Raw genomic sequence first — 12,267 nt, forward strand, 5'->3', positions numbered from 1 at the left:
GGGATGCTGCGATCAAGCGTACAGGGATGTATTCACAGCGTGTCCCGGGAGGGGCCAGCGGCCCGAGCGCGTGCTCCATGGTTTATTAGTTGATGATCTTTGAAGGAACAGGCACAGGAAACTCCAAAAGCTGTTGCGCAAACGCCTTCCCCTGGGGATCAATCCGTAGGCTGGCAACACCGCCGCCACCCAGACTGTGCTCCAACAGGAAATTGATGGCCTGCAGCCCAGGCATGGCCCAGCGGGTCACCCGACCGGTTTCCGGGTTCAGGGTATGGGCCATCCAGTCGGCAACGGCCGCTTCCGTCAATGCTGACTCGATAAACGGCAAAAACTCCGGTTTCCGGGCAATCACGCCGATGTTGGTGTGGTCACCCTTATCGCCACTCCGGGCCCAGGCAAGTTTTACCAGTGGCACAGTGGTATCGGTGCCACCTGTCTCGTGTGTGAACGACTGGGGCTGGAGTTCGCTGTCCTTGAATCCGCCAGCAGTCTCAACCTCAACGGTCTGCCGCTCGCCACCCAGATCCACCGATACCTCAACTTCTGTCTTCGGCACCAGGCAAGAATACAACCGGATTTTCGGCCATACCGTGGGCCGCCCCCCGACAATTCCGGTAATCCCCGGCGCCATGCCCGTTGCCGCCTGGGCAATTTCCCGGGAAAACAGAACCAGAGCCTCTTTTTTGGGATGGGCCGTGCTGATCTTTACCACCACTTCCCGGCAATCCTCGCCACGGCCGTGAGCGCCATAGGTGGTTTCGGTACCCAGGAGCTCGATACTGGTCTCGCTGTAATCGGGCAGGCCGCGTTCGCTGAACATGCGTGAAGTCTTGGCCAGAATGGCCTGGGCGACGGTCTGTGCTTTGGCCCTGGCTTTCATGCCGGCCAGAAGGAATGTGACCGTGCACTTGAACCCATCCGGCCAGGTGCCTGATACCTTGTAGCTGTCCGTGGGCGGAAGCCCTCGCGCGCCCCGAACCTGAACGCGGTCTTTACCGGTTTCCTCCAACTCAACCCCCGTGAAATCGCAGGTAACATCTGGCAGCAGGTAGGCCCGGGGATCGCCAATCTCGTAGACCAGTTGTTCTGCCACGGTGCCCCGGCTGACGAGGCCGCCGGTGTCTTCGGGCTTGGTAACAAAGAAGCTGCCGTCGCCGCTCACCTCGGCTATCGGGAAGCCCATGTTGGCGTAGCCACCGGCTACCTCTTCCCAGTCGGTAAAGTTGCCGCCGGTGGACTGGGCACCGCACTCAAGCAGGTGCCCGGCCAGGCTACCCTGGGCCAGCTTGTCGTAGTCCTGCCAGCCCCAGCCGAATTCGTGCACCAGAGGCGCCAGCACCAGGGCGCTGTCGGCAACCCGGCCGGTAATAACGATGTCGGCACCCTGTTCCAGGGCGGCAACCAGGCCAGGAGCCCCCAGGTACGCGTTCAGGCTGACCATCATCGGTGGCATCGCCTGGCCGGAACTTATCTCCGTAACGCCCATGTCGGCCAGCTTTTTCTTCTTCATCAGCAGGTCGTCGCCCAGCACCAGGGCGATCTTCATTTCTACGCCTGCCTTTTCACAGAGAGCCTGGAGGGCATCCCGACAAGCCACCGGGTTCACGCCGCCGGCGTTGGCCAGAACGCGGATGCCTTTTTCCTTGATGTCGCCAAGCAAAGGGCCCATCACGGTTTGGACGAAATCCCGCGCATAACCCTGGGACGGGTCCTTCATCTTCTGACCTGCCATGATCGACATGGTGATTTCGGCCAGATAATCGGCCACCAGATAGTCGATGTTGCCCTGATGAACCAGTTGCGCGGCGGCGGTTTCCGTGTCGCCCCAGAAAGCGGCGGAGCATCCTATGCGAACGGTTTTTTGGGATTCAGCCATGTTCCTGTGCCTTGTCTATGGTTACCGATTCGATGCCAGTGGCAATCGCGGTTTTGTCTCACGATAAAACTGACAATACCAAGCAAGCGCTTGGTTTGTAAACAGGCAAGTTTAAGGTAGAATTAAAGGCCTCTTTTGCCAACCGGATAGCTTTAGTGAGCCAGAGCCAGATACTCCAGTCCCTGATCGCCGAAAACCTTGTGTCAGACCCCGGTGGTGCCCGTGGCCGCCTGCTCACCGAGGCCGCCCGGCTGTTCCGGGAAAAAGGCTATGAACGGACTACGGTTCGCGACTTGGCCGCGGCCGTGGGTATTCAGTCTGGCAGCCTGTTCCATCACTTCCGGACCAAGGAAGAGATCCTCAAAGCAGTCATGGTTGAAACCATCCGGCTGAACACGGCGCTCATGCAGGCGGCTCTGGAGGCTGCCGATACCAACAGAGAGAAGCTGCGGGGTCTGGTCCGTGCCGAGCTGGAGTCGATCAATGGCCAGACTGGAGAGGCGATGGCGGTATTGGTGTTCGAATGGCGGAGTCTGTCGGCCGCTTCTCAGGTTGAAGTGCTCGAACTCCGGGATATCTATGAGAAGCTCTGGCTGGATGTGCTGGAATCGCTGAAAAACGAGGGCGCTCTGGAGGCGGATCCTTTCGTTGTTCGACGGATGCTGACCGGCGCCCTCAGTTGGACGGTAACCTGGTACAAGCCGGAACGGGGAGGCCTGACACTGGGTGGCCTGACCGATCAGGTGATGGCGATGATGGCACTGTAAGCAGATTTCTAGTTTCAAAAGTCATTGTTTTAAATCAAGAAAATCTTCCGAAACCCCTTTCCCTCCGGGCCATTGGCCCGATCGGCATAACAAAATCGGCATTCGAGCCATTTTTGTAGGACAGTTTTCACCGCATTCTTGCACCCGTTGACAAAAACCGAGTTCAGATCGGGCAAACAAAAACAACGTGATGCAGGGTGAAATATGATCTCCTCTCTGGCAAGGCTCGGACCGCACCTTATTGCGGCTCGCCTCAAGGCTCTCTCGCTGGCGGCGGTTGTCGCTCTCGCAGGCTGCTCGGCAAATCCCATCTACACCACCACCGGCGTTGTACTCTCCAATTACTCGGAGGGCGAGGCCACGCCCTACGTACTGCAGATGTCCGACGCCCAGATGGCTTGTGCGCTGGGTGAGGGCATTGACCCGTTGCTCTATTCCTTCTCACGGGTGACCGATGCCCCTGACAGCACCGGCTCCTTGCTGATGCTCCTGGCAGGCAATTGCGCCGAGTATGAAGCCTGGGAGGCGGAGCTCGCCTACCTTAGAGCGGATTACGAAGGCGATGTCGAAGCGGCCAAGGACGCCAGGGAAGTGGCAAAACGCCTGAACGCACTGACTGCGAAGCGTCGCTATGCGTCCTTTCAGCGAGCGATGGCCGCCTACGAGTTCGATCCCGGCGCTGAACCCCTTGAGTGCCCATTCCTGTTTAGCGAGCAGGATGAAATTACCTTTCTGCTCGGTTTGCTGACTGGCATGCAGGCCATCGTGAACGATGCCAATTCCGGCGCCATGGCCGGAGTACCCAGGAACATTGCTCCCCAGGCCGAGCGCGCGGCCACCTGTCTGGACAATGAAAAGTGGGGCGGCATGCCCAACGCCATCCGGGCTCTGGTCTGGCTGCTGCTGCCGGATACCCGTCCGGCGCTGGCGCCGGATCCCTGGCAGGTGCTGGAACACAGCAGGGAGCTGGGCGTTGAAAAAGGCATGCGGGTTCCGCACGCGCTCCAGGCTGTCGCCGCCGAAACCTTTGGCCGACCGGAAAAGCTCGAGGAAGCCATCGCCAGTTTCGCCGAGGCCGATGCAACTATTGAGGTCTGGGATGAGTACCGTCTGGTGGATGAAGTCGCGGCCGGCGTGGTTCGCTTTTCTTCTGACAAGCATTGGACCGCCAACTACGGCTATCGGACGCCGCAATCCTTCTTCGGCAGGATGAGCCCTGAGCGGCAAACCGAAAACGTCGAAACCATGAATCTGGACGATCTGCTGTAAAGCAGGTTGCCGACATCCTCTGAAAACTGACAAGCACAAGAATGACCCGGAGGTCGTTATGATCCGCAAATCCCTGACAGCCATGGCCCTCGTCGCCGCCGCTCCTCTGGCATCGGCACAGACTGTTTCCATGTGTGTGTTCGATGTCATCGGCGCCAATGGAGACTTCTACAACTTCGTCAAAGACTATGCCCTTGAGATGAAAGGTCAGGGCGTGGATTTCCAGCTGAAACCCTACACCGATGAGGGTGTGGCGATTGGAGATTTTAACGCCGGGCAATGCGATGCCGTTGCCGCAACGGACATCCGGATTCGTCCATTCAACAAGTTCACCGGCAGCATCAGCGCCGTCGGGGCCCTTCCCACCTACGACAACCTGAAAACCCTGTTGGCTACCCTGGCGCAGCCCAAAGCAGCGCCATTGATGAAGGATAACGGATACGAAGTTCTTGGAATCATCCCGGTCGGTGCCGGCTACCTGTTTGTAAACGATCGCAGTATTGATACCGCCGGTGAGCTGGCGGGCAAGCGTATGGCAACCCTGGACTACCAGAAAGACGCGATTCACATGGTGAACTTCGTCAAAGCCACGGTCGTGCCTTCCGACATCACCAACTTCGCCGGCAAGTTTAACAACGGTTCGGTGGATACCGCCTATGCGCCGGCTTTTGCCTACGAAGCTCTGGAACTCTACAAGGGCATTGGCGAAAACGGCGGGGTTGTGGACTATCCGCTGGCACAGCTGACGCTTCAGATGGTTGCTCGCGATGACGTACTGGACGACGAAACTGCCCAGAAAGCCCGGGAAGTTGCCTGGAACATGTTCCCGCAGGCCATGGGCCTGATCGAAGGCCAGGAAGCGGCCATTCCTGAAGAAAAATGGGTACGCATTCCTGAAAAAGACATCCGCGGCTATCAGGAAATGTTCCGGGAGAACCGCATCGAGATGCGCGATGGCCTGAACGGTGCCCCGGATGTGTATCACCCGAAGATGATGGGGCTGCTCAGCAAGATCCGCTGTGCAAGTAATCCCGCTGCTGCCGAGTGCACCGCGGCCAACCGCGAATAACAGGGCGGAACCATCATGAACTGGCGAGCAATCACCGCTCCGGCCGCAAGGACACTCTACCCCGTACATCGGATGTATGGGGCTGTTCTGCTGCTCTTGCTGTTGTTCACATTGCTGTTGGGGATGGGCAATTCCCTGCATTCCCGGCTGCTCTGGGTCGGCGAACAGACGTGGCCGAACTACTATTTGCTGAATCCGGATGCCACGGAGCCCTCGTGCCAACTGGAGATGGATATCGACGCCGAGGTTGCCCGCCGCGTGGCCGATTACAAGCCGGACCCGGATGACCTTTTCAGTTCAGCACCTAATCCGGAAGCCATTCGCAAATCCCTCCAGAGCAATCTGGAACTCTGCCAACAGCAATACGATGTCTATGAACAGAATTTGGTGCATGCCACGCCAGCTCTCGGGGCCTTCAAGACGTTAGAGCAGGGGCTAGCGGGCTTCCTGCTTGAGAACATTGAGCTTACCAAGTACCTGTTTATCGCAATGTTCGCGATGGCTGCGGCAATCGCCGCACTGGATACCGACCATATTGCACTGCGCCTGCCTCGCAACCGTGCCGAATGGCGGCTGAGCCAGGGCGTTCAGTTTGTGGTCAATGGCCTGATGGTGCTTTCGCTGAACGCCTATCTGGGAAAACTGGCCACATCTCCGGGCTCGGAGGCCACCATGACCCTGCAGTACGCCTGGGGCGGGGTCTTCGGCCTGTTCATGGTGATTAATGCCGTCCGGTTCCTGAACGTTCCGGAACGGATTCGACCCGGAGGCCTCTCCGCCTCTTCTGGTCTGGTGATTCCGCTCTACTGTGCCATGGGCCTGGTCGCCATGAGCTATTTCTTCCTGGTAGACGGTTACGCCTCGGGGCTGGCCATCTATTTCGGGATGATGTCCAACCTGTCGTCCATGTTCATCAACATTGGCCTTTACGTGCTGGTGGGCATGATGCTCAAGCAGACCCGGATCCCCGAACTTCTGCTGAATCTCATCAAGCCTTTCAATCTTCCTGCACCGCTGCTGGCTTCGGTGATCATCTTCGCAACCGCGTTTCCGACAGCATTTACCGGCGCATCGGGCATTTTCATCCTGGCGGTGGGCGGTGTTGTTTATGACGAACTCCGCCGTGCCGGGGCAGGGCGCCAGCTGTCTCTGGCAACGACCGCCATGTCTGGCAGCCTCGGCGTTGTGCTGAATCCGTGTCTGCTGATTGTTGTCGTGGCTGCACTTAATAAAGAAGTCACGACCACAGAGATGTACAGCTGGGGTTTCTGGGTCTTCATTATGTCGGCAACCCTGTTCTCGCTGATTGTCTGCAAGACCCAGGGAAACTGGAAGCCTCGTCCGGCGCCGGGGGCCTTCCGTGCGGCTCTTGGTGAAAGCCGGGCATTGCTGCCTTATGTGGTTGTGGCTGCTCTGGTCATCCTGTCGATCTGGATTGTTCTGGGCTTGAAGTTCAACGAGTACAGCGCCCCGTTGATCCTGCCCTTGGTCATGCTTGCTTTGGTGCTCCTGGATTCCGGCGGGAGCAGTGAGGACCGGGGCCAGACCCGCTCTCAGGCATTCTGGAGCCGAAGTTCCGCCGCTGCCAGCGATTCAGCGGTGCATATCGGAGCCCTGCTTGCGCTTATCGGATTTTCGATCTGCCTCGGGGGTATCCTCGAACGCTCGGATATTGTTCACGCGCTCTTCCCGGAGGACCTGACCAGTCCCTGGATCGCCATGCTCGTGATTGTGGTTATGCTCACGGTAATCGGCATGGTCATGGACCCGTTCGGCGCGGTAATCCTGGTGTCGGCCACCATTGCCCAGCCGGCAATCCAACTGGGTATCGATCCGCTGCACTTCTGGATTGTCTGCCTGGTAGCGTTCGAGCTTGGCTATCTGAGCCCGCCGGTGGCACTGAACCATCTGCTTACCCGTCAGGTTGTAGGCGAGACGGAAGTGCTGGCGGCAGAGCGTACCGGTTCGTTCTGGCATCGCTATGAGCGCCTGCTGCTACCTCTGGCTGTGATGGGGCCAACACTATTGTTCGTGGCCTTTGTGCCGATGCTGTTCTACGCGTTGTAATGTTGAAATGAGATAAAGAAGGCCGCCTGAGGGAAACTTCAGGCGGCTTTTTGCATCTGGAATACAGGAGGAAACGTAGTTTGAACGAAACCGAACACTCGAGAGAAGCGTGTTTGGTATACCCTAGGAAATAAAATCGACTTGTTGCCAGTGGCCCGACATATGAATTCACTTGCCCTCTCAAAATTGGTCCCGGTTTTCTTGGCTCTGCTTTCCCTCGTGGGTTGTGGGGGTGGCGGCGATGGCCTGGATTCTCAGGAGCCCGGTCTGAGCGGCACCATTACGATCGAAAGTGGAACGCGAGTGGATTCGGATACGGCTGATGACAGTCGTCTGAACGAAGCGGTACCCAATGATTCGCCCAGCACCGCTCAGCTAATCGCTTCAACAGGTATCCTGGGGGGCTATTTGAGTGCTACATCTGGCACCTATCCAGATTCTGGCGAGTTTGTATTTGAGTATGTAACCGATGAGCAGGATACATTCCGCGCCGATCTCGCAGCGGGCAGCACGATTGCCGTGCAGGTTTTCAGGGATTCGGTTTTTGAGACCCCCGCAATTACCCTGTCGGTTGCCCAGGGTGGTGTACTTGTAGATTCTGCACTCGGGACCGGCATTACGCCTTTAATGGTGAGCGCGCCGGACGCCGGGCCCTCAGAAATAAGTGTCAGTACCTCGGGTGGCGGTCCATTCAGATACGTGCTGTCTGTTTCGGCTGCCGGCGTCACCAACTTCCAGAGTTCTCATTACAGCCAACCGGAGTTCGTGCTGGACGAAGCTATTGTCCTGATGTCGCCGGAAGAGCAGGGTCGTATGGGGCCGCAAGGCGTCGCCGGAGCCTTGTCGGCCTCCTCCGCGAAACCACTGGGGCAGGGCGCCTGGTTAGTAAGGCGTGATCCTGTTGGCGTAGTCGCTTCACAATCGCCCGGCTCTGCAGGTGGCCTGCGGGGTGTGACGCTTCGTTGGATCGCCGAACTGAAAGCGAAGCCTGGAGTTCAGATTGCGGAACCGAATTATATCTATCGGGCCCAGGCGGACCGGGATCTTTCCTCTCTGCAATGGAATCTGCCCCTCATCAGCCTGCCGCTTGCCTGGCAGGCCGCCCCGTCCCGAGGTAATGCTATCGGGGTCGCTGTGATGGATACGGGTCTGTTTACGTCTACTCCGCAAACCTACGGCGACTGGCACCTTGATCTGGATGCGAATGCAGTTCCGTTTAATTCCGGCAGAATTCTGGATTATGTTTCCGCCGATCTGGATATAGATCCACAATTCAATGACCGGTTGGGCTATGACAATAATCCTGCGGATCCAGGTGACGGCAAACCTCAGAGCAGTAATTTCCACGGAACTCACGTTGCAGGCATTGTTGCTGCACTGGCAAATGGCGAAGGCGTGAATGGAGTGGCTCCAGGCGTCACTCTCTGGCCAGTCCGGGTATTGGGCAGGGACGGAGCAGGAACTCTTGATGATCTTGTCGCGGCGATGAACTGGGCTGCTACCAATCCAGATATTAACGTCATCAATCTCAGCCTGGGCGGCGTTGGTCCGAGCACCGTGTTGGAGGCGGCCATAAACCGGGCAGATTCAAATGGAAAGTTGGTCGTCGCTGCGGCAGGCAATCAGGGCACCGATGAGTTGACCTATCCGGCAGCCTTTGGGCGAGTCATTGGCGTTGGCGCAGTGGATGCGGGCAAGGTACGGGCTTCTTACTCCAACTTTGGTGGTTCTGTGGATCTCGTTGCTCCGGGCGGGGACGCGACCAGGGACGCGAATCTGGATGGCAATGCCGATCTGGTCATCAGCACCTGGGGAGTTGACGACGGTGGTGACTTTATCCGTTCTTATGCAGGGTTACAGGGCACCTCAATGGCGGCTCCGCACGTTGCAGGCGTTTATGCCTTAATGAAAGGGGCAAACCCTGGTGCAGTTACGCCCGGCCAGTTTCGAGCCTGGCTTGCCGGCGGTGTGCTGACAGAAAACGTCGGCAACAGTACCGAATACGGAGCCGGTCTGATAAACGCGCTCAAGTCAGTCGACGCGGCCCTCGACGGGTCAGTGAGCACGATCGTATTGTCTTCGCCTTCCGCCATCGCGTTTGATCGGGCGCGCTTCAATAGCGAACTTGATTTTACTGTTTACCCTGAAGGCGAATCGGTCGTGGTTAATGGCGTTGCCTTCGATTCTGATCTGATCTCTCTCGATCCGGTGGTTTTGGCTGGCAGTCCTCTGCCGTCCTCGGTGGCCGTCTCGGTGGTGGAGTCAAATGTCGTTGACGGGCAGAGTTATGCCACGACGATTCGAATCGACTACAGTGCCGGTGGCGAAACCGGAATCCTGGAGGTTCCAGTTTCGATAGACCTCAGGGCTTTGGCTGATGAGCGAGACGCAGGTCGCCATTACGTCTTGCTGGTAAGTCCGGATGAAAGCCGTGAAACCATAGAGCAGCGCGTGGTGACCGCCCGTGATGGAAGCTATAGCTTTTCGTTCGATGGCATAGAGCCCGGGGAGTATTTCCTGGTGGCTGGAACGGACATGGATAACAACGGCTTTATCTGTGAGAGCGGTGAGGCTTGCGCCGAGTACCCGGTAAATGGTCTGCCAGAAAAGATCGTTATCGGGGGAGAACGGGTTACCGGAGTCAGTCTCAGCACAAGCTTCCGGCGCCCGACCATTGCTTCCATGGGTTTGCCTCGCATCGGCTTCGAAGGCTATCGTTTGAAAAATGATGGAAACCAAACCGCTCAACCAGTGAGAACCCTGGAGACCAAACGTTGATGCCCATTCACATTCGCGCTGTTTGTCTTCTGGTTGCAACGCTTCTGGCATCCGGATGTGCGAGCAGTCGCTCGGAAACCGCAGAAGGTGGGCCATTGGCACGTCAGATTACCCAGTCAGCACACTGCGGTCTCACGGCTCCCGGTCATGTCCACCTGACAAGTCGTGCAGAGGTGCAGCGTCTGGAAGCCCTGCCCGGTCGAAACCTTTCCCTTGAGACCTTGAAAACTGTCCAGTTTGAGAGGGAGCACATCGTTCTGGCGGCTATTGGTCAGAAGCCAACCGGGGGGTATAGCGTAACCCTCGATTCCTCTGAGATCCGTAGCGGAACTCTGGAACTGAGAATCAGAGTTGCCGAACCGGCCCCCGGAACCATGGTCACGCAAGCCTTGACCACCCCCTGTGCGGTCATCGCGGTGACCGCTGAAGGCTGGGATGATATCCAGATCACCCGCGCCGAAAACAACCGTTGATCTTTCGTCACGAATCCCTAAGCTATGGCTCAGCTTTTCATATCAATCGCGGAGTCAGTTCCTGCCCATGAGCCAGCAACAATATAACGCCGATGCTATTGAAGTACTGAGCGGCCTGGATCCGGTGCGCAAGCGTCCGGGGATGTATACAGACACCAGTCGGCCCAATCACCTGGCGCAGGAAGTTATCGACAACAGTGTGGATGAGGCGCTGGCGGGACACGCCAAACGACTCGACGTGGTGTTGTACAGCGATGGCTCGCTAAGCGTTGAGGACGACGGCCGGGGCATGCCGGTGGATCTTCACAAAGAAGAGGGCCTGCCTGGCGTCGAACTGATCCTTACCCGCCTCCACGCCGGCGGCAAGTTCTCTCAGGGCAACTACAATTTTTCCGGTGGCCTCCACGGTGTCGGTGTTTCCGTCGTCAACGCCCTGTCCACCCACCTGGAAGTGACCATCAAGCGGGATGGCCAGCTTCACCGGATGACCTTCGCCAATGGTGACAAGGCGTCCGAGCTCGAAGTGATTGATACCGTCGGCAAGCGTAATACCGGTACCCGACTGAAATTCACGCCAGACGTGACTTATTTTGATAGCCCCAATTTTTCTGTCAGCCGGCTTCGCCATAACCTGAGGGCGAAGGCGGTTCTCTGTCCGGGCCTGACGGTAACGTTCCTGCAGGAAAAAACCGGTGAGAAAGACGAGTGGTTCTATGAAGACGGGTTGCGGGACTATTTGCGCACGGCCCTGGCGGATATCGAAGTGGTGCCGCTGGAACCTTTCACCGGAAGCTTTTCCGGAAACAAGGAAGCGGTGGACTGGGCCATCCAGTGGCTGCCGGAGGGCGGCGAAGCCATCATGGAGAGCTACGTTAACCTGATTCCCACGGCCCAGGGCGGAACCCATGTGAACGGGTTGCGTACCGGCTTGTTGGAAGCCATGCGCGAGTTCTGTGAGTTCCGTAACCTGTTACCCCGTGGCGTGAAGCTGTCTCCGGAGGATATCTGGGAGCGGGCGGCCTATGTTTTGTCCTTCAAGATGCAGGAACCGCAGTTCTCCGGCCAGACCAAGGAACGCCTGTCTTCCCGGGAAGCGGCGGCTTTCATTTCTGGTGTGGTCAAGGACGCCTTCAGTCTCTGGCTTAACCAGCATACTGATAGTGCGGAAGCACTGGCCGAGCTGTTTATCAGCAATGCCCAGCGCCGCCTGCGAGCCAGTAAAAAGGTTGCCCGGAAGAAAGTCACATCGGGTCCGGCACTGCCCGGCAAGCTGGCAGACTGTTCCGGCGGCGACACCGCCCGGTCAGAGCTGTTCCTGGTTGAGGGTGACTCCGCGGGTGGTTCTGCCAAGCAGGCCCGGGACCGGGAATTCCAGGCGGTTATGCCGCTGCGGGGCAAAATTCTCAATACCTGGGAAGTGGACTCCGGCGAAATCCTGGCGTCCCAGGAAGTGCATGATATTGCCGTTGCCATTGGCGTGGATCCCGGTTCTGACCAGCTGGATGGCCTTCGCTACAACAAGATCTGCATCCTCGCAGATGCGGACTCGGATGGCCTTCACATTGCCACGCTGCTGTGCGCGCTGTTCGTCAAACACTTCCGGCCGGTGGTTGCCGCCGGCCACGTGTTTGTGGCCATGCCGCCGCTTTATCGGGTGGATCTGGGCAAAGAAACCTTCTACGCCCTGGATGAGCACGAGAAGCAGGGCATTATCGATCGGATTGCGGCTGAAAAGCGCAAAGGCAAGATTTCGGTGACCCGCTTCAAGGGCCTGGGTGAGATGAATCCGCTGCAGCTTCGTGAAACCACCATGGCGCCGGACACCCGCCGCTTGGTGATGCTGACCATTGAGGACGGTGACGACACCGACAGTCGCATGGACATGCTGCTGGGCAAGAAGCGCGCATCAGACCGGAGGGCGTGGCTGGAGACCTACGGCAATATGGCAGACATTGAGGTCTGATA

8 protein-coding genes are annotated in these 12,267 nt (G+C 57.9%); 7 read left to right on the forward strand and 1 reads right to left on the reverse strand.

The genetic code is table 11. From position 1 onward, the window contains the following. Window positions 1-85: 85 nt before the first annotated feature. Window positions 86-1,879, reverse strand: a complete 1,794-nt coding sequence (locus tag KEHDKFFH_RS00740; RefSeq protein ID WP_104320153.1) for an acyclic terpene utilization AtuA family protein — start codon at window positions 1,877-1,879, stop codon at window positions 86-88. Between the two features lie 146 nt (window positions 1,880-2,025). On the opposite strand from KEHDKFFH_RS00740, the gene KEHDKFFH_RS00745 reads away from it, so the two are divergent. The 7 genes from KEHDKFFH_RS00745 (at window position 2,026) to parE (ending at window position 12,265) form a co-directional block, all read left to right on the forward strand. Continuing rightward, window positions 2,026-2,646, forward strand: coding sequence for a TetR/AcrR family transcriptional regulator (locus KEHDKFFH_RS00745; protein ID WP_104320154.1), 621 nt, complete (start codon window positions 2,026-2,028; stop codon window positions 2,644-2,646). A gap of 204 nt (window positions 2,647-2,850) precedes the next feature. Then, a complete protein-coding gene (locus KEHDKFFH_RS00750; protein WP_104320155.1) occupies window positions 2,851-3,915 on the forward strand; it encodes a hypothetical protein in 1,065 nt (354 codons plus the stop codon). A 58-nt stretch (window positions 3,916-3,973) separates the two neighbouring features. Further along, window positions 3,974-4,984 (forward strand): putative solute-binding protein, encoded by a 1,011-nt coding sequence (locus KEHDKFFH_RS00755; RefSeq protein WP_104320156.1) that lies wholly within the window; start codon window positions 3,974-3,976, stop codon window positions 4,982-4,984. 15 nt (window positions 4,985-4,999) lie between these two features. Next, a complete protein-coding gene (locus tag KEHDKFFH_RS00760; protein ID WP_104320157.1) occupies window positions 5,000-7,051 on the forward strand; it encodes a TRAP transporter large permease subunit in 2,052 nt (683 codons plus the stop codon). A 201-nt stretch (window positions 7,052-7,252) separates the two neighbouring features. Then, complete coding sequence (locus KEHDKFFH_RS00765; RefSeq protein WP_158253172.1) at window positions 7,253-9,829, forward strand: S8 family serine peptidase; 2,577 nt, start codon at window positions 7,253-7,255, stop codon at window positions 9,827-9,829. Further along, a complete protein-coding gene (locus KEHDKFFH_RS00770; protein ID WP_104320159.1) occupies window positions 9,829-10,302 on the forward strand; it encodes a protease complex subunit PrcB family protein in 474 nt (157 codons plus the stop codon). The genes KEHDKFFH_RS00765 and KEHDKFFH_RS00770 overlap by 1 nt, the downstream gene beginning before the upstream one ends. A 67-nt stretch (window positions 10,303-10,369) precedes the next feature. Beyond that, a complete protein-coding gene (parE, locus tag KEHDKFFH_RS00775) occupies window positions 10,370-12,265 on the forward strand; it encodes a DNA topoisomerase IV subunit B (RefSeq protein ID WP_104320160.1) in 1,896 nt (631 codons plus the stop codon). Window positions 12,266-12,267 lie beyond the last annotated feature (2 nt).

Origin of the sequence: Marinobacter maroccanus (assembly GCF_002933275.1) — a bacterium.
Taxonomy (GTDB): Bacteria; Pseudomonadota; Gammaproteobacteria; order Pseudomonadales; family Oleiphilaceae; genus Marinobacter; species Marinobacter maroccanus.

Bases quoted from the DNA above. Each gene is read 5' to 3' on its own strand.
- KEHDKFFH_RS00740 (WP_104320153.1), bottom strand. From the start codon at position 1,879: ATGGCTGAATCCCAAAAAACCGTTCGCATAGGATGCTCCGCCGCTTTC.
- KEHDKFFH_RS00750 (WP_104320155.1), top strand. From the start codon at position 2,851: ATGATCTCCTCTCTGGCAAGGCTCGGACCGCACCTTATTGCGGCTCGC.
- KEHDKFFH_RS00755 (WP_104320156.1), top strand. From the start codon at position 3,974: ATGATCCGCAAATCCCTGACAGCCATGGCCCTCGTCGCCGCCGCTCCT.
- KEHDKFFH_RS00760 (WP_104320157.1), top strand. From the start codon at position 5,000: ATGAACTGGCGAGCAATCACCGCTCCGGCCGCAAGGACACTCTACCCC.
- KEHDKFFH_RS00770 (WP_104320159.1), top strand. From the start codon at position 9,829: ATGCCCATTCACATTCGCGCTGTTTGTCTTCTGGTTGCAACGCTTCTG.
- parE (WP_104320160.1), top strand. From the start codon at position 10,370: ATGAGCCAGCAACAATATAACGCCGATGCTATTGAAGTACTGAGCGGC.